The 23906-nt window shown below is 34.9% G+C and carries 21 protein-coding genes; 13 read left to right on the forward strand and 8 right to left on the reverse strand.

Annotation, left to right across the window (positions count from 1 at the left end; all coding sequences use genetic code 11):
- Position 1 precedes the first annotated feature (1 nt).
- Together CDOMF_RS02930 and CDOMF_RS02935 are read right to left on the reverse strand one after the other, a co-directional pair.
- A complete protein-coding gene (locus CDOMF_RS02930; RefSeq protein WP_260952378.1) occupies positions 2 to 1012 on the reverse strand; it encodes a PQQ-like beta-propeller repeat protein in 1011 nt (336 codons plus the stop codon).
- Positions 1009 to 1575 (reverse strand): hypothetical protein, encoded by a 567-nt coding sequence (locus CDOMF_RS02935; protein ID WP_170018599.1) that lies wholly within the window; start codon positions 1573 to 1575, stop codon positions 1009 to 1011. Before CDOMF_RS02935 ends, CDOMF_RS02930 begins: the two co-directional genes overlap by 4 nt.
- 122 nt (positions 1576 to 1697) lie before the next feature.
- Here CDOMF_RS02935 and gatC point away from each other — a divergent pair, with 122 nt between their 5' ends.
- From gatC to CDOMF_RS02980, 9 genes are read left to right on the forward strand one after another with little or no spacing between them, the layout of a single operon-like run.
- Complete coding sequence (gene gatC / locus CDOMF_RS02940; RefSeq protein WP_260952379.1) at positions 1698 to 1985, forward strand: Asp-tRNA(Asn)/Glu-tRNA(Gln) amidotransferase subunit GatC; 288 nt, start codon at positions 1698 to 1700, stop codon at positions 1983 to 1985.
- Between the two features lie 5 nt (positions 1986 to 1990).
- Positions 1991 to 3073: a type IV pilus twitching motility protein PilT gene (locus CDOMF_RS02945; protein ID WP_260952380.1), complete on the forward strand. Its 1083-nt coding sequence runs from the start codon at positions 1991 to 1993 to the stop codon at positions 3071 to 3073.
- 1 nt (position 3074) lies between these two features.
- Entirely contained in the window at positions 3075 to 3740 is a 666-nt protein-coding gene (locus CDOMF_RS02950) for a CvpA family protein (protein ID WP_260952381.1), read from the forward strand.
- Between the two features lie 5 nt (positions 3741 to 3745).
- Positions 3746 to 4201, forward strand: a complete 456-nt coding sequence (locus CDOMF_RS02955) for a Fur family transcriptional regulator (RefSeq protein ID WP_260952382.1) — start codon at positions 3746 to 3748, stop codon at positions 4199 to 4201.
- A gap of 21 nt (positions 4202 to 4222) precedes the next feature.
- Positions 4223 to 5725, forward strand: a complete 1503-nt coding sequence (gene lysS, locus CDOMF_RS02960) for a lysine--tRNA ligase (RefSeq protein ID WP_260953116.1) — start codon at positions 4223 to 4225, stop codon at positions 5723 to 5725.
- 1 nt (position 5726) lies between these two features.
- Positions 5727 to 6971 carry a serine hydroxymethyltransferase gene (locus CDOMF_RS02965; protein WP_260952383.1) on the forward strand — a complete coding sequence of 415 codons (1245 nt, stop codon included), beginning with the start codon at positions 5727 to 5729 and terminating at the stop codon, positions 6969 to 6971.
- Positions 6971 to 7513: a DUF1882 domain-containing protein gene (locus CDOMF_RS02970; protein WP_170018594.1), complete on the forward strand. Its 543-nt coding sequence runs from the start codon at positions 6971 to 6973 to the stop codon at positions 7511 to 7513. Before CDOMF_RS02965 ends, CDOMF_RS02970 begins: the two co-directional genes overlap by 1 nt.
- A 9-nt stretch (positions 7514 to 7522) precedes the next feature.
- Positions 7523 to 8410: an SPOR domain-containing protein gene (locus CDOMF_RS02975; RefSeq protein ID WP_260952384.1), complete on the forward strand. Its 888-nt coding sequence runs from the start codon at positions 7523 to 7525 to the stop codon at positions 8408 to 8410.
- Positions 8410 to 9195 (forward strand): shikimate dehydrogenase, encoded by a 786-nt coding sequence (locus tag CDOMF_RS02980; protein ID WP_260952385.1) that lies wholly within the window; start codon positions 8410 to 8412, stop codon positions 9193 to 9195. The genes CDOMF_RS02975 and CDOMF_RS02980 overlap by 1 nt, the downstream gene beginning before the upstream one ends.
- Before the next feature lie 45 nt (positions 9196 to 9240).
- Here CDOMF_RS02980 and pyk read toward each other — a convergent pair whose 3' ends face one another.
- On the reverse strand, positions 9241 to 10698 hold the full coding sequence (gene pyk / locus CDOMF_RS02985) for a pyruvate kinase (RefSeq protein ID WP_169974325.1): 1458 nt from the start codon (positions 10696 to 10698) through the stop codon (positions 9241 to 9243).
- Positions 10699 to 10880: 182 nt separating this feature from the next.
- On the opposite strand from pyk, the gene CDOMF_RS02990 reads away from it, so the two are divergent.
- Positions 10881 to 11939: a TRAP transporter substrate-binding protein gene (locus CDOMF_RS02990; RefSeq protein ID WP_260952386.1), complete on the forward strand. Its 1059-nt coding sequence runs from the start codon at positions 10881 to 10883 to the stop codon at positions 11937 to 11939.
- A 26-nt stretch (positions 11940 to 11965) separates the two neighbouring features.
- On the opposite strand, the gene recR is transcribed toward CDOMF_RS02990, so the two are convergent.
- The 3 genes from recR to CDOMF_RS03005 are packed head-to-tail and all read right to left on the reverse strand — an operon-like array spanning position 11966 to position 14453.
- A complete protein-coding gene (gene recR / locus CDOMF_RS02995; RefSeq protein ID WP_260952388.1) occupies positions 11966 to 12538 on the reverse strand; it encodes a recombination mediator RecR in 573 nt (190 codons plus the stop codon).
- The gene (locus CDOMF_RS03000; protein ID WP_336296825.1) at positions 12535 to 13782 is read right to left on the reverse strand and encodes an ArsS family sensor histidine kinase; all 1248 of its coding nucleotides are present in this window, start codon (positions 13780 to 13782) and stop codon (positions 12535 to 12537) included. Before CDOMF_RS03000 ends, recR begins: the two co-directional genes overlap by 4 nt.
- Positions 13782 to 14453, reverse strand: coding sequence for a response regulator transcription factor (locus CDOMF_RS03005; protein WP_169974319.1), 672 nt, complete (start codon positions 14451 to 14453; stop codon positions 13782 to 13784). Before CDOMF_RS03005 ends, CDOMF_RS03000 begins: the two co-directional genes overlap by 1 nt.
- Before the next feature lie 165 nt (positions 14454 to 14618).
- On the opposite strand from CDOMF_RS03005, the gene dnaJ reads away from it, so the two are divergent.
- Positions 14619 to 15764 carry a molecular chaperone DnaJ gene (dnaJ, locus tag CDOMF_RS03010; RefSeq protein ID WP_260952390.1) on the forward strand — a complete coding sequence of 382 codons (1146 nt, stop codon included), beginning with the start codon at positions 14619 to 14621 and terminating at the stop codon, positions 15762 to 15764.
- A 63-nt stretch (positions 15765 to 15827) separates the two neighbouring features.
- Here dnaJ and uvrC read toward each other — a convergent pair whose 3' ends face one another.
- Both uvrC and CDOMF_RS03020 read right to left on the reverse strand, forming a co-directional pair.
- Entirely contained in the window at positions 15828 to 17633 is a 1806-nt protein-coding gene (uvrC, locus tag CDOMF_RS03015; protein ID WP_260952391.1) for an excinuclease ABC subunit UvrC, read from the reverse strand.
- Positions 17620 to 18081 carry a hypothetical protein gene (locus CDOMF_RS03020; RefSeq protein ID WP_260952392.1) on the reverse strand — a complete coding sequence of 154 codons (462 nt, stop codon included), beginning with the start codon at positions 18079 to 18081 and terminating at the stop codon, positions 17620 to 17622. The genes uvrC and CDOMF_RS03020 overlap by 14 nt, the downstream gene beginning before the upstream one ends.
- Positions 18082 to 18305: 224 nt before the next feature.
- Here CDOMF_RS03020 and guaA point away from each other — a divergent pair, with 224 nt between their 5' ends.
- Both guaA and CDOMF_RS03030 read left to right on the forward strand, forming a co-directional pair.
- Complete coding sequence (gene guaA, locus CDOMF_RS03025; protein ID WP_260952393.1) at positions 18306 to 19841, forward strand: glutamine-hydrolyzing GMP synthase; 1536 nt, start codon at positions 18306 to 18308, stop codon at positions 19839 to 19841.
- 305 nt (positions 19842 to 20146) lie between these two features.
- The gene (locus CDOMF_RS03030; protein WP_260952394.1) at positions 20147 to 23794 is read left to right on the forward strand and encodes an ATP-dependent DNA helicase; all 3648 of its coding nucleotides are present in this window, start codon (positions 20147 to 20149) and stop codon (positions 23792 to 23794) included.
- Positions 23795 to 23906: the final 112 nt, after the last annotated feature.

A 23906-nucleotide genomic window follows, 5' to 3' on the forward strand; every position in this document is an offset into this window, starting at 1 on the left:
CTCATTTTAACTTAAGATATTTATTGTCGTAGTAAAATTCCTTAAAGCTTATAAAGCTCTTGTCGTCTATCTCGTCATTTAATCTAAAAATTTGGTGCTTTTTAAGATCTAAATCCGCCTTTATCAGATAGCCCTTTTTCTCGATTATGTATAAATGGTCATCTAGCGTGATCGCATTTGAAAAGATTGCAAATTTAAAATTTATGGAATTTAATTTCTGCAAATTTAGATCCGTTAGTAAAATTTCCCCATCTTTTTTCAAGATGTATAGTCTGTCTTTATGCGAAACTATATTTTTTATCTCGCCATTATAGTAAAGTGTTCTTTCCGGATTGATAACCACTATCCTTTTTCCTGTCGCCGCTATCATTGTGTCATTTATAACGTCTAAAAATATTATATTATTAAAGAATTCATCACTGCTTACAACAACATCTCTTAAAATTTTACCCTGATTTTTATCCACTATCATGATCTTACCATCGAGAGTCGGGAATATCACTAAAGAGCTCATAAAATAAGGCGCTGCAGCTCTTGAGTCCTGGGTGTATATGGCAGATGATTCAAACTCTAATAAATTTATATTTTTTATTGTGTCTATTAGATATATTATGTTTGAAGCAGTTACTAGAGCCAGTTTATCGCCATCTATTGCAGCAGATACTATTGCCTCATTAAAACTTCTTTGAAACAGCACCTCTTTTGTCTTGCCTGTAACTATCAAATTTCCATCTAGAGAAGAAGTAATAATCTTGTCTTCATAAGCGTTTAAAAGTATTGTGTCTTTTGTAAAGCTGATATCATTTGATAATACTCCGTCTTTTGTTACAACCATACCGTTTTTAAGTATAGCCCCATTAACGCTAGTTGTTAAAATATGAGAAGGAAGGGTATAGTCAAAATTCACTCTTAAATCTACATTTTCAGGCTCAAAATATTGTCTTTTGGTTCCGCATCCTCCTAGTAAAAATAGTGCAGACAGTATCGATATAATAGTGTAAATTTTTTTCATTTGCTATTTCCTTGATAGTGTTCAAAATTTTTAACAACAGATTGAAGTTGTGAATTGAGAGGTATCTTTTTTAGCTCGTTTTTAGCTTCGCCTATTTTGTTCTCTCTTATTAGGATATATCCTTTTATTAGGGTTTTGTATGAATTTAAAATTTGCCCACTAGGCTCATTCAGCTGAGCTTTTATTATATCTTTTAAGAGTTCGTCTATCGGCTCGTTAAGCAGAGATTTTAAAGTTGCGCTATCATTGTTTTCCATAGAGTTTTTAAATTGATATAGGGCATATAAGGAGATGTCTTTTGATTTTAGATCCGCCTTTGCCTCTGCATCATTAGGATTTATTATAAGTTTTGCATAGGCCTCGTTTGCAGCTTTGAAATTTTGCTCTTTTATAAATTTGTTAGTATAGTATCCGCCTATACCCAAGACTCCTAAAGCTAAAGCGATAATTATCATTTTTTTATATTTTTTTATGAATCTTTCACTTTTTATTATATTTTCTAAAAACTTTTCTTCAGTATTTAGCTCTTCTTGTATAGATTTTATATCGTCTTTAATAGCCAATTTGTTTCCTTAAATTTAGTAATTAAAAGATTGTAATTGTAGCATAATAAATCTGAAATCTCGCGAAGTTAAAGCTAAAATGTGTTATAATGCATCAAATTTTGAAAATTTAAGAGGTCTTTATGAATATAGATGATAGTTTGCTTACTAAGCTTGAAAAGCTTAGTTCTCTAAAAATTGGAGATGATAAGCGTGAAGAGATCAAGAATCAACTTAGTGAGATTTTGAATTTTGTAGATATTTTAAATGAGCTTGATTTGGATGATTTAAAGGCTGTTGTAAGCTCTATAGAAGGCGGAACTCCTTTTAGAGATGATATTGACATAAAGTCTGAAGTTGTGGATGTTATTTTGAAGAATGCGCCTGCAAGAAATGATCATTTTTTTGTTGTTCCTAAGATTATAGAGTAGTAAAGATGCAAAAGTATAGCGATAGCAATATAAGCCTTGAAGCTCTGCTTAGGACTGTTGTTCACAATAAAGCAAGCGATCTTCATCTTGTATCAAGAAGTGAACCTCAAATAAGAATAGATGGCACTTTGCGTCCTCTTGAGCTCGGAATTTTAAGCGGTCATGACATACAAGATATATGCTATGCCCTTGTTACCGATGCACAAAAGAGTGAGCTTGAAGAGAATAGAGAGCTTGACTTTGCGATAGAACTTCCGAATATAGGTCGCTTTAGAGGTAACTACTACTATACTATGAATGGTGATTTAGCTGCGGCATTTCGTATAATACCTACCGAAATCCCATCTCTTGATGATCTAAAGACTCCTAGTATTTTTAAGGAGATTGTAAAACGCGAAAAGGGAATGATACTTGTTACAGGACCTACGGGAAGTGGTAAATCAACTACTCTCGCTGCTATGCTAAATGAGATAAATTTAAATGAAAGAAAACATGTTATTACGATTGAAGATCCGGTAGAATTTGTTCATCAGAATAAAAAATCTCTATTTTCCCATAGAAATATAGGCACGGATACACACTCTTATGCGAGAGCTCTTAAATATTCTCTTCGTGAAGATCCGGATATCATACTAGTGGGCGAGATGAGAGATAGGGAGACTATATCTACTGCTATTACTGCGGCAGAGACTGGACACCTTGTTTTTGCTACGCTTCATACAAACTCGGCTCTTCAAACAATTAACCGTATTATAGATAGCTTTGAGGGCGGAGAACAGCTTCAAGTTAGAAATATGCTCTCAGTTTCTCTTACAGCTGTAATTTCACAAAGTTTGCTTCCTAAAAATGGCGGGGGTCGTTTGGCCGTTCATGAAATTTTAATAAACAATCCTGCTATTGCGAACCTTATAAGAGAGAATAAAGTTCATCAAATTTACTCTCAAATGCAATTAAATCAGCAAATGACCGGTATGACTACACAAACGCAATCTTTAATGAAGGCTATACAAAATAAGCTTGTGACAAAAGAGATGGCCATGAGATACTCAACAGCTCAGCAGGAGCTTGGAAATTTAATAGGAATGTAAAATGGATTTCGTAACAATTTTTGATATTGGCATATTAGCTGCGGTTTTGATTTTAGGCATTAAAGGCATAATAAATGGACTAATAAGAGAGGTCTTTGGACTATTAGGACTAATAGGCGGAATAGTTGTAGCTAGTAGATTTGCTAGCGATGCAGGTAAAATCATAAGTGACAATGTCTATAAAATAGAAGGTGATTCTATACTATTTTTCGCAGGTTTTTTATCAATCCTTATCGTCTTTTGGATTACTTGTGTCGGTATTGGAATGTTTTTAGCAAAACTTGCGGGATTAAGTGGTCTTGGTTTTTTAGATAGAGTAGGCGGATTTTTAATGGGAAGTTTAAAAATTTTCCTTATTTTTTCTGTTTTAGTGGTAACCGTCTCAAACATCCATGCTTTAAATAGTAAAATCGAGCCATACTTTAAAGATAGTAAGCTATATCCTATTCTTTTAACTGCTGGAAAATGGATAATGAATATAGATGTAAATAGTGTAAAAAAAAGTATAGAAGAGAGAATCCAAACGCCTATTGATAAAATGAAAAATAATATGATTCAAATTGAGGATAATACAACCACGCAAGATAATAGTATCAAATCCGAAGATAATAAAACCATGCAAAGTGCTATTATTATCGAAGATCAAAATAATACAAGGAAGGAGTAGTAACAATGATTGAAAATTTAGAATACGATGCTCTTCTTGAGAAATTTAAGAAAGTTTTGAAAGATAATGGGCTTAAATATACACAACAGCGAGAAATTTTGTTAAAGACCCTTTACAATAACGACGAGCATTTTACTCCGGAGAAGCTGTATTTGTTTATAAAAGAGGCTCATCCTGAACTAAACATAGGAATAGCTACAGTTTATAGAACCTTAAATTTACTAGAAGAATCAGAAATGGTAACATCTATAAGTTTTGGTTCTCAGGGTAAAAAATTTGAGCTTGCCACCAAGCCTCATCACGACCATATGATATGTAGACGTTGCGGCATAATCATAGAATTTGAAGATCCTATGATAGAAAAAAGGCAATCCAATATAGCAAAAGAGTATGGGTTTAAATTAACAGGTCATATGATGCAACTTTATGGAATCTGTAAGGAATGTAATAAAAAAGCTTAAATACTAAGGAATAATAAAGTGATATTTGAAAACCAATTGGAAATTCAAAGGCTACAAACTGCCGACGAACTAAGGCAAATAGGGATAAGTCCGTATCCTCATTTTTTAAGACGTGATATGGATATCTCAAAATTTAGATTAAAATTTTCTCATATAAAAGATACTGAAAGCAAGAATGCCGAGGGTCAATTTGTTAGCTTGGCCGGACGCATAAAGCTGATACGAGACGCTGGTAAGGCTATATTTGCCAATATTGAAGATGAAGATGGAAATTTACAAATTTATTTTAGCAATAAAACTCTTGACGAAGAGTGGTTTAAGGTAGTTAAAAAAAAGATAGAGGTCGGAGATATAATCTTTGTAAGAGGATATGCGTTTATAACTAGAACCGGTGAGTTCTCTATGCATGTAAGCGAGCTAAAGCTAGCATCTAAAGCAATCTGTCCTCTTCCTGAAAAGTATCACGGATTAGTTGATATAGAGACTAGATATCGCCAAAGATACCTTGATATGATTATGAATCCCGATGTTAGAAATGATTTTAAAAAGCGTTCCATAATTATCAGCACCATTAGAAGATTTTTTGAAGATAAAGGGTTTTTGGAGGTCGAAACTCCTATGATGCACCCGATTCCAGGCGGTGCTAATGCAAAGCCTTTCGTGACCTTTCATAACTCTTTAGGTGTAGATAGATATCTTAGAATTGCACCAGAACTTTATTTAAAACGTCTGATAGTAGGTGGTTTTGAAGCTGTATATGAGATGAACAGAAACTTTAGAAACGAAGGCATGGATCTTACGCACAATCCTGAGTTTACAAGTATTGAATTTTACTGGGCATATCATACATATCATGATTTAATGGGACTAACAGAAGAGCTTTTCGGTGTTCTTTTTGATAAGCTTGATATGGAAAAAATTGTAGAGTATGATGGGTTAAAAATTGATTTTTCAAGACCTTTTACGAGAATAAATTACAAAAAGGCTATTATTGAGATAGGTAGGATTTCTCCTGATATTGTAGAAGATAAGTATAAAATTTTGGCTAAATTAAGAGAGGATGGATTTGAGGCTAATGAAAAGCTTAGCTTAGGGCATCTTCAAGCTGAGCTTTTTGACAACTATGTAGAAGCAAGACTAATAAATCCTACTTTTGTTATGGATTTTCCTATAGAAATAAGTCCTCTATCAAGAAGAAGCGATAGTAATCCAAATGTTGCGGAGAGATTTGAGCTATTTATAGCAGGACGTGAGATAGCTAATGGATTTAACGAGTTAAATGATCCTATAGATCAATACAATCGCTTTGCTTCTCAAATTGAAGCAAAAGATGCCGGAGACGACGAGGCTCACGAGATGGATGAGGATTATGTAAAGGCTCTTGGATATGCTATGCCTCCAACAGCTGGACAGGGTATCGGTATAGATAGGCTTGTGATGCTTCTTACTAATAAAAAATCGATTAGAGATGTAGTATTATTCCCTGCTATGAGGCCACTTAAAACAGAAATTAAGGAGAATTAAAATGAGTTTAAAAGATTTTGATAAAGCTATATTTGACCTGACCGAGCTTGAGCTTAAAAGACAGTGCAATCACCTTGAGATGATCGCTAGTGAGAATTTTACTTATCCTGAAGTAATGGAAGTAATGGGCTCTATTCTTACAAACAAATATGCAGAAGGATATCCTGGTAAGCGCTACTACGGTGGTTGTGAATTTGTCGATCGGATCGAACAAATCGCAATAGATAGATGCAAAGAGCTTTTTGGTTGCGAGTTTGCAAACGTTCAGCCTAATTCCGGCTCACAGGCGAATCAGGGGGTATACGGTGCACTTTTAAATCCCGGAGATAAAATTTTAGGTATGGATCTAAGTCATGGAGGACACTTAACTCATGGCTCTAAGGTAAGTAGCTCAGGCAAGATGTATGAGAGCTTTTTTTATGGTGTTGAACTTGATGGACGTATAAACTATGATAGGGTTTTAGATATTGCTAAAATAGTGAAGCCAAAATTGATAGTATGCGGTGCTAGTGCTTATACAAGAGAGATTGAGTTTAAAAAATTTAGAGATATAGCCGATGAGGTTGGTGCGATACTGTTCGCAGATGTAGCTCATATCGCAGGTCTTGTGGTTGCCGGCGAGCATCAAAATCCATTCCCGCATTGTGATGTCGTAAGTTCTACTACGCACAAGACTCTTCGTGGCCCAAGAGGTGGAATTATTATGACAAATAATGAGGAGTATGCCAAGAAAATAAACTCTTCTATATTCCCAGGAATTCAAGGCGGTCCATTGGTTCATGTGATAGCTGGTAAGGCTGTTGGCTTTAAACATAATCTATCGCCAGAATGGAAAGTTTATGCAAAACAGGTTAAGGTTAATGCTAAAAAACTAGCAGAAGTATTGCTCTCTAGGGGATATGACCTAGTAAGTGGCGGAACTGATAATCACCTTATTTTGATGAGCTTTTTGAATAAGGAATTTAGTGGAAAAGACGCAGATATAGCTCTTGGAAATGCTGGAATTACAGTAAATAAAAATACTGTTCCTGGCGAGACAAGGAGTCCTTTTGTAACAAGCGGTATACGCGTAGGAAGCCCTGCGTTAACAGCGCGCGGTATGAAAGAGGCCGAATTTGAGATAATTGCTAATAAAATCGCGGATGTACTGGATGATATTAATAATGCATCCGTTCAAGCTAAAATAAAAGCCGAGTTAAAAGAACTTGCGAGCAAATTTATAATTTATGATAGAGCGACATTTTAATGCAAAGCATTGACACCGCTCTTATTAAGATGATTACTAATCATTACTATATAAAGCGCGATAGTATAGTAAATAAGATTGAGTATAAAGGCAGAGTGTTTTTCAATAAATTTGAAAGAGTTGACGAGCCTTTAAACTATAAAGTTATAAAAGATCATGCCGAAGGCAAGATAGTGGTCGCTCACTCTTTAATAAGTGCAACTGATAAAGTTGAAAATATTGTATTTGATTATAATGGCAGGATGCCAGATAGGTTTTGGCATAGGGCACAATTATTGCTTAGGGAAGAGGGATATATAAATTTTACAGCTTATGAGACTAAGACGCCAGGGCATCTGCATCTTTATATTCATAAAGGGCATACGACATTAAATGAGGGATACCAGCTGGCCAATAAACTCTCTTTGTTACTCTCTCAGCGTTTGGTTAAGGAGTGGAGAGTGTTTCCTACTCTTGATCTTCCAAGAGAGTTTAATATACTTACTTTGCCTTATAAGGTCTATCAAAAAGAGCGCGGGGCATCGTGGTCAAAGCATATGTAAGGAGTGAAAATGGAATACAATGAATTAAGAGATATCATGCTGGAAAAAGAAGAGGATAAAAAAGGTAGAAGTTTTAAGAAAATTCTTATACTAATTGCCGCATTTACTATTTTGTTTTTAACTGTTTTGATAGTTATGAAAATTTTAAATACTAGTGATAGTGGAAATCAAATTTCTCAACCTGACTCCAGACTTATTCTTCCGCCTGAGCCAGATACAACCAAACAAACTCTTCCTCAGACGATCGCCAAAGATGAGGCGCAAAATACCGCCGAGAAAGATATTCAACCAAATACTCAGTCAAATTCCGTCTCGGATAGCCAGAAGAATGATAGCCTATTTCAGCAGGTGCCTATAATACCTGAAAACAAAGGGCAAGAGAGCTTTGAGGATATGGTAAAAACACTCAAGGAAAAAGAGGTAAAAAAACAAGAACAAGCTATGACTCAAAATAAATCAGTTACTCCTCCTGCTCCAGCAGAAAATGTAGCCACTTCAAAGGACGGAGAGAAGACAAAAGTAGAAACTAAGCAGATAGAGTCAAAGAAGAATGAGCAAAAAGTAACAGTAGTAAAACCAAAAGAAGATAAAAAAACTTCCCAGCCTCCTAAAGAGAGCATAAAAAAGGATACCCAAGTCTCTAATGTAAAATCTCAAGGCCTTGCAAGAGGAAGCTATGTGCAAGTTTTTGCGGTGAAAAAATTCAATGAAAATGTATCTGAAATTAAAAAAATAAAGGCAAATGGATATACGTATAAGCTCTATGAGGCAGATATTAAAGGTGGAAAGGTTATAAAGGTTCTAATAGGACCATTTAGTGGCTCGCAGCTATCAACAGAGCTTGCAAATATAAGGAAAAATATCGCAAGCGGTGCATTTATAGTCAATATTAAATAATGCGGGTTTTTGCAGTTTTTGGAAATCCGATAAAGCACTCGATCTCTCCAAGGCTTCATAATCTAGCCTTGCAGAGAATGGGTCTTAACGGATTTTATACTAGGGTTTTGCTTGAAGACGGCAATAGTTTGGTTGCTAAATTTAAAAGTCTTAAATTAAGTGGTGCAAACATCACGATTCCTCATAAAGAGATAGTTTTAAATCAATGCGATGCGGTAGAAGAAAAAGCTCTAAAAATAGGCTCCATTAATACCATTGTGCTTAAAAACGATCAAATTTACGGATACAATACCGATGCTCCCGGATTTATGCGCTCTATTGAAAAATTTGGTAGCATTAAAACCGCTCTTGTCTTGGGTGCAGGAGGAACAGCAAGAGCCATAGCTCATGCACTTAAAAATTCTGGAGCCAATGTTACTATCCTAAATAGAAGTAAGTCAAGGCTTGAAAATTTCAGCGAATTTAAAAATTTTACATGGGATACATTTGCGGGCAGTGAATTTCAGCTGGTTGTAAATACAACTTCTGCCGGACTAAATGACGATAGTTTGCCTGCGCCAATTGAAATTTTAGAGCCTATATTTAAAAGAGCCAAATTTGCTTTTGATGTAATATATAATAAGCCTACCTCATTTTTAAATATGGCTATTGCAAATGGAATTATTTGCAAAAACGGTTCTGATATGTTGCTTCATCAGGCTGTTTTGGCTCTAAATTTATTTTATTCCAACTCCCTTGATGAAAAAGTTATAGAAAAACACATGAGAGAGGCTTTTAATCTTTAATTTATCCTCTCTTTGCCAACTTCACATTAGCAAAGAGAAATTTATTTAGCTATTATCGTCGGCTATATTTAGATAGTAGTCTATCTGGTCGCGCTTCAAGATACGTATCATATTTGTGCTACCCTCTATTCCGGCAGGGTATCCGGCAGTCATTATATAGGTTTTATCGTGATCTATATATCCTAGTTTGTGAGCTTTTTTTGTCGTATTTGCGATTATCATGTTTAGCATCTCAAGCTTAACCGTAAAGGCCGGCATTACCCCCCATGCAAGAGTGAGTGAGTGTGCAGTCTCTTCATCGTGAGTAATTGCTATAATATCAATGTTTGGTCTATATCTTGCCATTTTTATAGCCGATTTTCCAGATCCGGTTACGGATAATATCGCATCAACTTTTAATTGCGAAGCAAGGCGAGTGGTGCTTGAAGCCACCATATCTGTCTCGTCGAAGTAGCCAAATTGATCAAATTTATTAAAAGGATAAATTTGCTGAACCTGTACTATCGTATTTCTCATCGCCTCTACGACCGCGACAGGATTTTTGCCTATAGCGCTCTCTTCGCTTAACATTACAGCATCTGTTCCATCTAAGACGGCATTTGCTACGTCGCTTATCTCAGCTCTTGTTGCAGTTTCGTGTTCTGCCATACTTAGCATCATTTGTGTTGCCGTTATGACCGGCTTTGAAGCTTCATTCGCTTTTTTTATAATTAGCTTTTGAATTGTAGGAACTCTGTAATAAGGCACTTCTATGCCCAAGTCCCCTCGAGCTACCATTATACCGTCGCTTACTCTTATAATCTCATCAATGTTTTCAACAGCATCAAATTTCTCTATCTTGGCATAAATTTTAGCTTTTGAGCCGAATGATTTTAAAATTTCTCTCGCCTTTAAGATGTCATTGGCGTTTTGCACAAATGAGATTGCTACGAAATTTACTCCGTTTTTGGCTCCAAATTCCATATCTTTTAGGTCTTTTTCTGTGATTACATCAATATTGATCTTTGTATTTGGGAAATTTACTCCCTTGTTTGAGTTTAAAAAACCATCATTTTCAACAACCGCTTCAACCGCATCATTTCCGCTTTTTATAACTTTTGTGCGTATTGAGCCATCATATAAGTAGATGTATTCGCCTTCTTTTAGCATAGGCAGAATTTGAGGCTGATTTATGCTAAGTTTATAGCGATTTGGTGAAATTTGCCCACCTATTATTTCGCCGGAGTGAACCTCTATAATATCTCCTGATTTAAGCTCAAAGGGTTTATCTAGCTTGCCTATTCTTATTTTTGGACCACAGATATCCTGAAAAATGCCTACCCTGTAGTTTAGCTTCTCTTCGACTCTTCTTATTTTTTCTATGTTTGCCTTATGATAATCGTGTGTGCCGTGGCTAAAATTTAGTCTAAAGGCATTTACGCCAGCTTTAACTAGATTTTCGATTATCTCTTCACCTTCGCTTGCAGGACCTATAGTGGCTAAAATTTTTGTCTTTTTTATCATAATATTCCTTATTAAATTTCTCGTATTCTATCAAAAATTGGATACAAATAGGATACATTTCAAACTCAAATGTAGTATTTATATACATCTTATATCTTTGATGTTTTTTTAAATTTGTAATTTTAAAGCCACTTTAAATTTCTAAAAGTATAATGCAAAAAATTTAATTTCAAGGAGAGTGGATGAGAAAAATTTTGGCTATTTTAATGGCTATGTTGGTTTCTACATTTGCGTTTGCTAATGATGGCAAGAAGCATAAACTAAAGCTTGCAAGCACATGGGAGGGCACAACACCTGTTTTAGGTGATGCCGTAAAGAATTTTAAAACATATGTTGAGGATATGTCAGGTGGCAGGATAGAGATTAGAATTGACTATCCGTCTAAACATAAGTCATCTTTTGGTATTCTTGATTTTGTAAAAAGCGGTCAATACGATCTTGGCTATACGGCATCTTATTACTACAAGGGAAAAGATCCTAAGACTATGTTTTTTACAGCTCTACCTTTTGGTATGACTCCTGCAGAACTTCATGCTTGGTATGAATTTGGCGGCGGTAAAGAGCTTGAGGCAAAAGTTTACGATAAGCACAATATTAAAGTATTTAGTGCAGGCGACACCGGTACTCAAATGGGCGGTTGGTTTAAAAAAGAGATAAAAAGCGTAGATGACCTAAAAGGTCTTAAGGTCAGAATTCCCGGCTTTGGCGGTGAAGTAATGGCTAAAATCGGCTCTATTATCAATACTATTCCTACAGGCGAGTTATATATGGCTCTTGAGATGGGGACTATAGATGCTGTAGAGTGGGTAAGTCCTGCATTTGATATGGGTCTTGGATTTCACAAAGTGGCTAAATACTACTATACGGGCTGGCAAGAGCCAAGTGCGCAAACTCAATTTTTTGTAAATAAAAAAGTTTATCAGAAGCTTCCTGATGATCTAAAAGCTATTATAGAGACTGCTTCTAGCAGGGTCGCAAGCGAGCTTTATGCAAAAGCTTATTTTGATAATATTAACTTTTGGAGCAAGATGAAATCAGAATTTCCTGGAATAGAGATTAAATCCTTCCCGGATGATGTTATGGCTGCTCTTAAAAATGCCGCAAATGAAATTTTGGATCAAGAGGCTGCTAAAGATCCGTTATTTAAAGAGATTTTAGACTCTCAAAGATCGTTTTTAGCAAAAGCTAGAGAGTGGACTAAGATATCTGAATTTGCCTATATTCAAAAGGCTTCTAAATAATTAATTTTAGGCGATAAGCTTTAAGGTTATATTTTCGTTCTACTCTCAATAGCTTTCATAAGCGAGAGTAGATCGATATTTTCTAAACTTACTCCGGTAGGGACTCCTTGAGCGATCTTGCTAAATTTTACATCTAAATTTTTAAGTTGATCCTCTATGAAAATTATCAACGCATCGCTGTTTATATTTGGAGTTAATGCGAATATAATCTCTTCTGTGCCGTTTTTAATAATGCAGTTTTTTAAATCTTCTATGATTTTTGGGGTAAGCTCTTCAAGCACGAAGTAAAGCCCTGAATAGATTCCGTTTTGTTCAAGTATTAAGATGTCTTTTGGATTTTCTACTACTGCTAGTAACGCTCTATCTCTCGTTTCATCGCTACAAATATCACAAATTTCATCTTCGCTAAGTCCGCTACAAATTTGACATTTTTTAGTAAACCTAACCGCATCTTCTATACTTTGAGCTAGCTTAAGTCCTCCGAAGCTATCGCCTAAACAAACATGGTAGGCAAATCTTTGGGCTGATTTTTTGCCAACTCCAGGAAGCTTTTCAAAGGCTGCTATAAGCTCGTTAAATTTCTCAAGTCCTTTTCTCAAGCGGCTACCTTGGGTTTTGTATTGATGCAAAATATATGATATCCATCTTCATAAGAATAAGATAAGTTAAATTTGTGCATTTGACATATATGATCTATGATGTAAAGTCCAAGCCCCATTCCTGCGCTATTGCTATTTTTTTCTCTTATAAAGGCTTGCATATAGTATTCTATAGGTTTCTCAAGAGGCTTGCCTAAATTTTTAATATAAATTTCATTTTTGGTACAGATTACCTGAGCTTTTTTATCATCAGCATATTTTAGGGCGTTATCTACTAAATTTTTAACCGCCAAAGCAAATAGCTGAAAATCAACTCTCAAAAGCATATCATCATTAAAGTCACAAATAACTCTCTCTTCAAATTTATCAAGCATAAGCATATCTCTGACCTGCTCCATTATTATAGAAAAGAAGCACTCTTGATAGTTTAGGGCATAGCTTTTTGAGAGTAGTTGCTCTATTTTTGCAAATTCGTTTATTAGCATGTCAAGCTTTTCAAAGATAGTTATAAGACGATTTTTTTGAGTTTCGTTTTGCACCATTTCGGCCACTATTCTACCTTTGCCTATAGGAGTTTTTAGTTCGTGCATTATTGTTCGTAAAAATAATTGCCTAGATTTTATAAGCTCTCTTATCTTGGCTGCTGCATTATCAAATTCAATTGCTACACGAGAAATTTCATCATCAGACTGCGCAGTCTTTGCTGATATTTCGACCTCCATATTTCCGCTAGCAAATTTACGTATATCTTTACTTAGCTTTTTAAGCGGAGCAAGAGAGTTTATAACAGAGATATAGAGTGATACAAGCAATGTCACCGTAATAAAAAATCCTATCCAAAGCGGATCGTTTATATTTTTTGCATCGTTGCTTTCAAGCAAAATTTGAAATGCCGGATTTTTTATCTGTAAAAATAGATTATCTCTGTAGTGAATTGACTGTATAAGCCCTAAAGGAGTTTGTTTAGCAAACACCGGATGTCCGTTATTTACTATCTCTGTGACTAAATTTTTATTATCTATGTAAGATAGTCCAAAATTTTTAAAATAGTGCGATAAATCGCTTGGCGGATTTGATTTTTCATATAGCGTAATAAGATAATTTATCGCGCTTACTTGCTTGTCTTTGACCTTTTCTAGCATATTATTAAGCTGTATGTTGCCAAATGTAAATAGCAACATACAAACAAGCGAAAACGCGATTACGAATACTACAGTGATTTTAGTGGTGATAGAGTATCTTATCATCCTATTAGCTTATAGCCTATACCGCGAACCGAGAATATGTGCCTTGGATTTTTTGAGTTATCCCCTATCTTGGTTCTCAGTCTTCCTATGATTACGTCTAAGCTCTTTGAATCCTTGTCTTTTAAGCTTTTGCAATTATAGACAAGTTGCTCTCTTGATACTGAGAAGCTATGTTGCTTGATAAGATAAGTTAAAATTTCATATTCGGCAGGAGTTAGTGTTAACGCCTCATTGTTGTAATAAATTTCATGTCTTTTTTCATCTATTCTAAAGGCTGAATCCACTACCTCTTCTACGTTTTCGTGAGATTTTTTATATCTTCTAATTAAACTCATTATTCTGGCGTGCATCTCTTTTGGATCGTAAGGCTTTGGAAGATAGTCGTCAGCCCCTATTTGAAGTCCTACGACCTTATCGCTTATATCGCTTCTGGCCGATGAAATAATAATAGGTATATCGTATTTTTCGCGAATCTCTTTGCATACCTCAAGTCCGTCTATGCCAGGTAACGTAAGATCTAAAATTAGTAAATCATAGTTTTTGATGCCTGCACTTAGTCCAAGATAAGGATCTTCATAGTTGGTGACTTTTATATTAAAATTATCTAAATATTCTGATAGAATTTGAGCAAATTCTGGATCGTCTTCGATCATCAAAACGTTAATCATTATGAACCTCTCTTTGTTGATTTGGCGCTTATTATAACTAAAAATTGTTAAATTATATGACAAATAGCTTTTAGCGCCTAGTTTTGCTATTTGTAAATTAAAATTTAAATTTTAGCTTCAATAGGATAAAATCTATTTTTAAAATTAAAAAAACTAGGAGAATTTTTGGAGATTAATTATTACGAAATTCTAGAGATCAGTAGAACAAGCGACTCCGAAACTATAAAAAAAGCATTTAGAAAACTTGCGCTTAAATATCATCCGGATAGAAATCAGGGAGATAAAGAGGCCGAAGAGAAATTTAAGCTAGTAAATGAGGCTTATCAGGTATTAGGTGATGAAGAAAAGCGTAGAATTTACGATAGATATGGCAAGGCCGGGCTTGAAGGCGGTGCTGGAGGATTTGGCGGAGGCTTTAGTGCCGATTTTGATCTAGGAGATATATTTAGCTCGTTTTTTGGCGGTGATTTTGGAGGCGATCGCAGGAGAAAAAGAAGCCTTGATAAGTATCCTCTTGATTTTGAAATCTCTGTAAATATAGAGTTTAACGAGGCTGTTTTTGGAGTAGAAAGGGAAGTAAAATTTAGTATTAAAAAACCTTGTCAAAGTTGCAAAGGCACAGGCTCAAAAGACGGTGCGTATAAGTCTTGTCCTCATTGTGGAGGAAAAGGGCGAATAAGCCAGCAAAGAGGCTTTATGAGCTTTGTTCAAGAGTGTCCATATTGTAGCGGAACCGGCGAAGTAGTAAAAGATATTTGCGGTAAATGCGAAGGCAGAGGCTATGATGAGGAGAAGCAAAGCGTCACCATAAATATCCCAGCCGGCGTAGATAACGGCATGAGAATGAGAGTAGCAGGCAAAGGCAACCTTTCCGTAGATGGAAGCAGAGGCGATCTTTATGTGAGTATATCGGTTGAGCCAGATGAACATTTTATCAGAAACGGAAATGACGTATACATAGAAATTCCTGTATTTTTCACTCAAGCGATTCTTGGAGAAACTATCAAAATACCTACGCTTAACGGATCAACAGATCTAAAGTTACCAATAGGCGCCAAAGATAAGCAGCAGTTCGTATTTGAAGGCGAGGGGATAAAAAGCGTAAGTAGTAGAAAAGTAGGGCGATTGATAGCTCAAATTTCTATAAAGTCACCTAGTAAATTAACCGATGAGCAAGCAGAGATACTTAAAAAGCTTCAAGAGAGCTTTGGTATAGAAAACGGCAAAAGCAGTGCCGATGAAAGCGTATTTGATAAGGTTATAAATTGGTTTAAGGGCGACAGTCTTCAGGATAAAAATAGCAAAAAATAAATTTATACAAATTTAGCCTTTGCGGTTTAATTTCCTCAAAGGCTAAAATCCTAATCTTTAATACTATTTTTTTATTAACTCTATTTTTTCCGCAACGCTTTTGTTTGTTATTTTAGTTATCTCATCAAAATTTGCGTTTAGTATATTTTCAAAATTTCCATAAAATTTAACGAGCTTGGCTATGCTTCCTTGAGAAATTCCAGCTTGTATCAGCCTTGAAGCCTCCATATCCTCTCTTTTTTTAGTCTTTTGATGAAATGTTATGGCAAATCTGTGTGCCTCATCACGAAGTCTTTGAAAAAACTGCAATTTTTTATCATTTGTAGCAAGCAAAAATGAGCCTAAATTCGTATAAATTTTATCCTTTGCAGCTCCCTTGGCGCGGTGGGCTTTGGAGTCTATTTTCTCTTTTGAAATTGCTATGACATCTACGTTTGCTCCGCTACTTTTTAAAATTTCATTAGCCAGATCTAGTAAAGCTTGCCCTCCGTCTATTATCCAAAGATCGGGAGCGGAAATTTTATCAAACCTAAGAGCTCTTTCTATGAGCATCTCTCGCATCTGATCGTAGTCGTTTTTGCTTTGTAGATGAACGTGGCGGTATTTGTCTTTGATGAAATTTCCATGCTCAAATCTTATCATAGCGCCGACACAGGCTTTGCCAAACATATGCGAGTTATCAAAGGTTTCGACAGCATATGGAGTATGAGTAAGCGAAAAATACTCTTTTATCTCTTTTAAAAGCTCGTTATCATGGGTTTTTAGATAGTTTTGTATAGAAATTTCCGCATTTTTTCCTGCCATATCGCAAATTCGTTTTTTTTCGCCTATTTTTGGTGTAGATATGCTAAATTTTTTACTATGCCTAGCGGTTAAAATTTCCTCTACCAAGCCCGAGTCTTCAAATTTATCAAGTGTGTAAATTTTAGAACTAATTACCGGCATATCGACAGGAAAGCTCTCTAGGATTATTTGCTTGTAGGCATCGTTTGTATCGTTATCAAGATTCATTTTTAAATTTGTAATATTTTGATTTACTCCGCTTATTTTGCCGTTTTGAATGCTAAATCTAACCGCACAGATCATATTTTGGCAAGAATTCATCGCAAACACTTCAAAATCCTCAAGTTTGGCCAGATCGACTTCTATTTTGGTATCCAGATCTTTTATGGCATTTATCTTGTCTCTGATTTTTGCCGCCTGCTCGTAGTTTTCGTTTTGGGCGTATTTTGTCATTAGATTTGTTAAAGTTGCTATTAAAGAATTTGGATTTTGCAGTGCTGATATTGCAGCATTTACGACTTTTGAATATTCATTTTGAGAAATTTTGCTTATAAGCGGAGCCTCTGAATATCCTATCTGATATGGCAAGTATGAGCCTTTTGCCTTAAGTGCGGCTTTGCTTTGCACTAGTTTAAAACTCATTTGCAAGGCCTCTAAAAGCTCTCTTCCGCCTCTAAAATATGGGCCAAAATACTTAATATTTTTGCCTTTTACTATCTTTCTTGTGATATCAAACCTTGGAAATTCATCATCCAAATTTACGTAGATATAAGGGTAGGTCTTATCGTCTCTTAACAAGATATTATATTTTGGCTTAAGTTGCTTTATAAACGAGTTTTCAAGAATTAAAGCATCAGCTTCGCTTGGAGTTATTATATACTCAAGATGAGTGGTTTCGCTTATCATTTTATGTATTCTTGGACCTACTTTTGGCGATGGCGCAAGAGTTGGCGTGAAGCTAAAATAGCTTTTGACTCGGTTTTTTAAAATTTTTGCTTTGCCCACATAAAGAAGCTTGCCAAATTTGTCAAAATATTGGTAGATCCCTGGACTATTTGGAAGTGAGCGAATTTCATCTATTAGCATCTAAATTCGCTTTTATTTTCTCTCTTATAGCTTCAAATTTGGCATGAATTTGGGGATTTTTAGCTAAATTTATAAACTCCCCTTTGGACTTTTCAAAATTTACAATTTTAAGTAAAATTTTTGATTCTTGTTTGAAGCGTAAATTTTTAGTTACGAAAAATTTTATATCCGAAATTTGAGCCAATTTACTATCTTTATTAACGCTGCAATAAATTTTTAATAAGCCTTTTATCATACTTATATTATTATCTCGTTTTAGCTCCTGAAGTCCTAGCGGATGAAGTAGGGCAAAAAATAAAATGTTATTTTTAACATAGCAAAAAGCTATTAGCCGTTGATGGTTTAAGCTAAGTAGTTTGGTGAATTCCAAGCACTCGCTACGGCTTTTAAGCTCTTTATACGAAGGATTATTTAGAATATGGTCTATAATAAATTTAGCATCTTTCATAAATGGATTTTAGCATTTTTTTTATTAATCTTTTTATTGAGCGGTTGCGGATATAAGGCTAATCCATTTTATGATACTGGCGAAAGTCAAGAAAGTATAAGAAAGACGGATAGAATTAATAAATTTTAAGCATTTGCGCTTTTTGGCTATGTTTTGATTTTATGATAAAAGAATTTATGTCGCCCATTTTATGGTCGATTAAATAAAATTTTTAGGATTTTTTTATGACTACATCAGATATTATCGTTTTAGATTTCGGTTCTCAATACACTCAGCTGATAGCTCGCAGATTGCGTGAACAAGGTGTGTATACGGAAATTTTACCATTTAATGCCAAGCTTGAAGATATCAAGGCAAAAAAGCCAAAAGGTATCATTTTAAGCGGTGGTCCTGCAAGCGTATACGCAAGCGATGCTTACTTTTGCGACGATGGTGTTTTTAAGCTAAAAGTGCCTATCCTTGGTATCTGCTACGGTATGCAGCTAATCGCTTATGTAAATAAGGCAGAGGTTGCATTGGCTAGTCAAAAAGAGTATGGCAAGGCTGAACTTAGCATAATTAAAGAGCATGGTTTATTCACAGGAACTCCTGAAAAACAGATAGTATGGATGAGCCATGCCGACTATGTTAAAAATATTCCAAATGGCTTTGAGGCACTTGCTATTAGCGAAAATTCGCCTTATTGCGTATTTGGAGACGATAAACGCAAAATTTATGCACTTCAATTTCATCCAGAGGTGCAACATAGCGAATTTGGCTCACAAATTTTAAAGAATTTCGCTAAATATATCTGCGGTTGTGAAAGCACTTGGAATATGGGAAGTTTTGCTAAAATACAAATCGCAAAGATAAAAGAGCAGGTAGGAAATAAGAAGGTTCTTTGTGCTGTAAGCGGTGGCGTGGATAGCTCTGTAACCGCAGCACTTTTAGCTAATGCGATACCTGAAAATGTAATACTTGTCTTTGTCGATAACGGACTTTTAAGAACTGGCGAAAGAGAGCAAGTGGAAGCCACTTTTAGGACAAGGCTTGGCGTAGAGCTCGTAAGTATCGATGCTAGCAAGACTTTCCTCGAGCGACTCGCAGGTGTCACTGATCCTGAGAGAAAACGCAAAATAATAGGCGAAACTTTCATAGAAATTTTTGAAAAAGAGGCCAAAAAACACGATAATGTAAAATTCTTAGCCCAAGGCACCCTGTATACTGATATTATTGAAAGTTCTGTCGTTGGTGCCGGTAAAACTATAAAAAGTCATCATAATGTGGGAGGCTTGCCTGATTGGATGAGCTTTGAGCTAATTGAGCCTTTAAAAGAAATTTTTAAAGATGAGGTGCGCCAACTTGGGCTTGAGCTTGGTTTATCTCGTGATCTTGTCTTCCGTCATCCATTCCCTGGTCCCGGACTTGCCATACGTATAATGGGAGAGGTAAATACGCCTAGCCTTGAGCTTCTTCGCAAGGCTGATGTGATACTTCGCGATGAGCTTAAATCAACAGGTTGGTATAACAAGACTTGGCAAGCGTTCTGCGTACTCCTAAATGTAAATTCAGTCGGCGTAATGGGTGACAACCGCACTTATGAAAACGCAGTTTGTATCCGTGTTGTAGATGCGAGCGACGGTATGACGGCTAGCTTCTCAAGACTTCCTTATGATTTGCTTGAAAATATTTCTCGCCGTATCATAAATGAGGTTAATGGCATCAACCGCGTAGTTTATGATATAAGCTCTAAGCCACCTGCAACGATTGAATGGGAGTAGAAGAAATAATTTAAAATCAAGTCTTGTTAATGATTTATAGGTTAAAAAATTCTAATAGTATTAAAATATAAAATCCTGTCAAAAATAATAATTAAAACAATAGCCTCTATTGACTTTCCACGAGAAGATATGGAATAAACTATCTGTCCTTTTGCAAAAGTTGTAAAAAGACAGATAGTTTAATTAATATATTAAGTTAAGTTTTTATGTGAGAATTGTTATTTTAAATATACTAAATTATTGATAGGGAAGAATAACGAATAGTATATAGAGTGTTTGATATTAAAACTAGGAGAACACGATCAATGGATAGTAGATTGGAAACAAAGTATGTACAACACTTTTCGACAAGAATTCCGTGGAAGGACAATGATTATACCGGAAGAATTGATGATAATCCAAAATTTAATGTAGCCGCTCAAGTAATACCCAACATCGCTTCATCAAGGGATTTAGAGTTTGAATATAACAATAAAGGTAAAAGTTATGAAGAAGTAGGTTCTTTGAAAATGCAGAATTGGATTACAGAGAATGCAGCTTTTATGAGTAATATTAAGCTTAATCTTGAAATGAACCATCCATACAGAGAAAATAATGAAAAGTTTAAACATTTCAAAAAAACCGTTTTTGAGATGAAGCCATATTCTTTTTTGTTGCGTCCTTTTTCTTGGACTTTAAAGAATAATGCTAAAGAAAAGCAAAAATACTATAATTTTTATTTTGATTTAGAAAAGACCGAGCAAATGCTTAATTGGTCAAGCGCATGGGTATCACACGGAGAGTCTCAAAAAGGAATTCTTGAATATTTTTTCTCACATATTAGTCCAAATAATTCGCTGATTTTTCCTTATTATAAGCAAGTTCCGTTTATTGAAGATAATAGACGTGTAATTGCAGGGATAGGAAATATAGTTTCCAATACAGAACTTCATGAATATGCATCGGATGGGAGTAGTGAAGAAAAGAACTACATATGGGAAACTAATGTGGCGCATTCGATAAGGTTTGATGGTAAAGAAGGCTTTTTGATGCCATATCATGAAATATTGGAGTATATAAAAAGTCATCCTGATTTTGATATAGAAAGTGTTACATTATTTGAACCGGCAGGTTTTAGAGAAGAGTTTTCATATACAGCAGAATGGGTTAGCTATGATGCGGCAATTGATATTCTAAATCAAGCAAAAACTGTATTAAAAAACATAGCCGAACTTAATCTCAAAAATGCTAATCATAAATGGGTTAATACGCAACTTAAATATATTGATATTCAATTAGAAAGTATTTGGAATCAGCGTGGAATATTTCCGGGACTTGGCTCTATGCTATCAGCTTTTGGCTTAAGATACGGATTTGATATTGCAAAATATATCGATACATCTAGTAATGATTTGATTTCAGAATTGAAATTATATTTTATAGGAGATAAGATAACTGAGGATGAAGAATTAGATGAAAGCTTGGCTGAAAATGAAGATGAATTTTACGGCTTGCTAAAAGATGAAGTAAAAGTAAAATACTTCGAACTGTTATCACGATTAAATCTTTCGGTTGAACAGTCTGTTTATGCATGGAACAAGTTAAAGTGTAAATCTGAAGAAATTTTGAATAATCCCTATCTCCTATATGAATTGACAAGAAAAGAAGAAGAGAGTATTCAGATTGCTATTTCTCAAATCGACAATGCAATGTTTGTTAATTCGCTGGTAATAAATAAGTATCCGCTTGAGAACCCGATTAAAATGAGAACAGAAGGTGATAAACGCCGATTTAGAGCAATGGTGATATATGTTTTGGAAAAAGCTGCGGCCACTGGACATACTTTACTTAGTTATGATCAAACAGTTGAAGAAATCAATAAACTTCCATTAGATTATAAAACTGATTTTAAAATAGAAAAAATTGAAGGCGTTGTTGAATTTTTAAATGAAAGTGAATTATATGTTGATGAGAAAAATACTTATATTAAACTGAAAGAATATCAAGATTACAAGCAATTAGTTGTCGATATAGTGAATAATCGTTTAAAAAACGGTTTATCAAGTGAACAGAACTGGAGAAAGATTATTGATGACCAATTTGGAGAACTTGAGAAAAGTAATGAAGAAAACGATAAACTGGCTCGCGAGGAAAAGGTAGAAGCATTAAAAATTCTTGAATCATCTAAAATATCTGTTTTATTAGGAAGAGCTGGAACAGGCAAAACATCGGCATTAGGGATTTTTGCTTCTTCTGAACAAATTAAAAATGGTGGAGTACTAGCATTGACTCCTACAGGGAAAGCGAGAGTGCAGCTTGAGAATTCATTTAATAAAAATGGTGTTAAGGCTGAATTTATGACTGTAGCACAATTTTTGACTCGTTCAAAAGGTTTCAACTGGAATACAATGACGTATAAGATACCGACAGAACCGAGTTCCAGTAGTGCTAGGACGGTAATTATTGACGAAAGTTCAATGCTGACTGAAGATATGTTTGCCGGTATATTAAAGCTTATTGATTCTCATGCAGTAAGAATTATCTTTATAGGAGATCCTAACCAATTGCCTCCAATAGGAGCCGGACGTCCATTTGTAGATTTAATCAATTATTTGGAAGTTTGCTATCCTCAAAAAAACATTGCAAAATTAAAAACAGAGATGAGGCAAGGTTCTGGTGGAGATGACGTATCATTTGCTCAAATATTCTCTGATTCGGATTCGATCGATAAGGATATTATATATCGTATTCAAGATAATGAAACAGATAGCCGTTTTAAATATATTCAATATACTGATTTAGATGAGTTAAAAACAGTTTTGTTTGAACAATTGACAGAAATTACAGGTATGAATAATGAAGATGATATTGATGGATTCAACAGAAGTTTAGGAGCTACAGTAAATGAATACACTAATTATCTGACGGGCAAGCATATAGAAAATTGGCAAATCTTATCAGCAACTAAATCTATCGGTGCAGGAAGTTACTATTTAAATAATCTAATTCATGAAAAATATCGCAAAGCTATTGTTGATGAATGGAAATATCCGTTTGTGAAATATAGTCCTCAATCGATTCAAAACATTGTTTATGGAGATAAAATTATATCTAATGTAAATGGTGAGAGAGACTATTGGGATGGTTTATCCGGAAAAGGATATGTAGCGAATGGTGAAATTGGAATCATGTCTGGCTATCCTGGACATTATGGCAAGAAAGATAAGAATACCAAGTGGTATAAAATTCGTTTTGCTTCATTTGAGGGAAAAGAATTTTCTTACATTAAAGATGATTTTGGTGGCGATAATAGTGATTCCAAGCTGGAACTTGCCTATGCTCTTACTGTCCATAAATCACAGGGTTCCGGTTTTGGAAAAACCATAGTAATTATAAACGGAAAAAGTTTATTTATCACAAAGGAACTATTATATACCGCATTTTCCCGTCAAAAGGAAAAATTAGTGATCATAAGTGATCTATCCGTCGAAGAATTAATTCGGTATGCCAATGATTGGTATTCCGATACCAAACAAAGATATACAGATTTATTCGAAACTCCAAATATTACGGAGATAAATATCGGAAAGCAGAAACGATACTTTGCAGAAAATCTGATTCATAAAACAAGTCGAGGTGAAATGGTTAGATCAAAGTCTGAAGTAATCGTTGCGAATATTCTGGATAAAATGAAAGTTGAGTATTTCTATGAGAAGCCTTTGAATGTTAAGGGGAGGAAGTATATCCCTGATTTTACTCTGCACTATCAAGGAAAAACTGCTTATCTTGAACATCTTGGAATGTTAAGTGATTCATCATACAGAAAGCGTTGGGAAGAGAAAAAAGTAAATTATGAAAGCGAAAGTATATCAGAAATTAAAGGGAATTTAATAATTACTAAAGATGGATTAGACGGGAGCATAGACGCAGAATTAATAGAGAATAAAATTAGAACATGGATGGCGGACATTTGACTCTTTCTGCGTTACTAAAATTTTATATTGATGCTGTTTTTACAAAATATTCTGAGTAGTAACATAAAGTTATTAAGGCTTTTTATGAGATAGAAGTGCCATCTTAGACATT

The sequence above is a fragment of the Campylobacter sp. RM16187 genome (assembly GCF_025319965.1).
Taxonomy (GTDB): domain Bacteria; phylum Campylobacterota; class Campylobacteria; order Campylobacterales; family Campylobacteraceae; genus Campylobacter_A.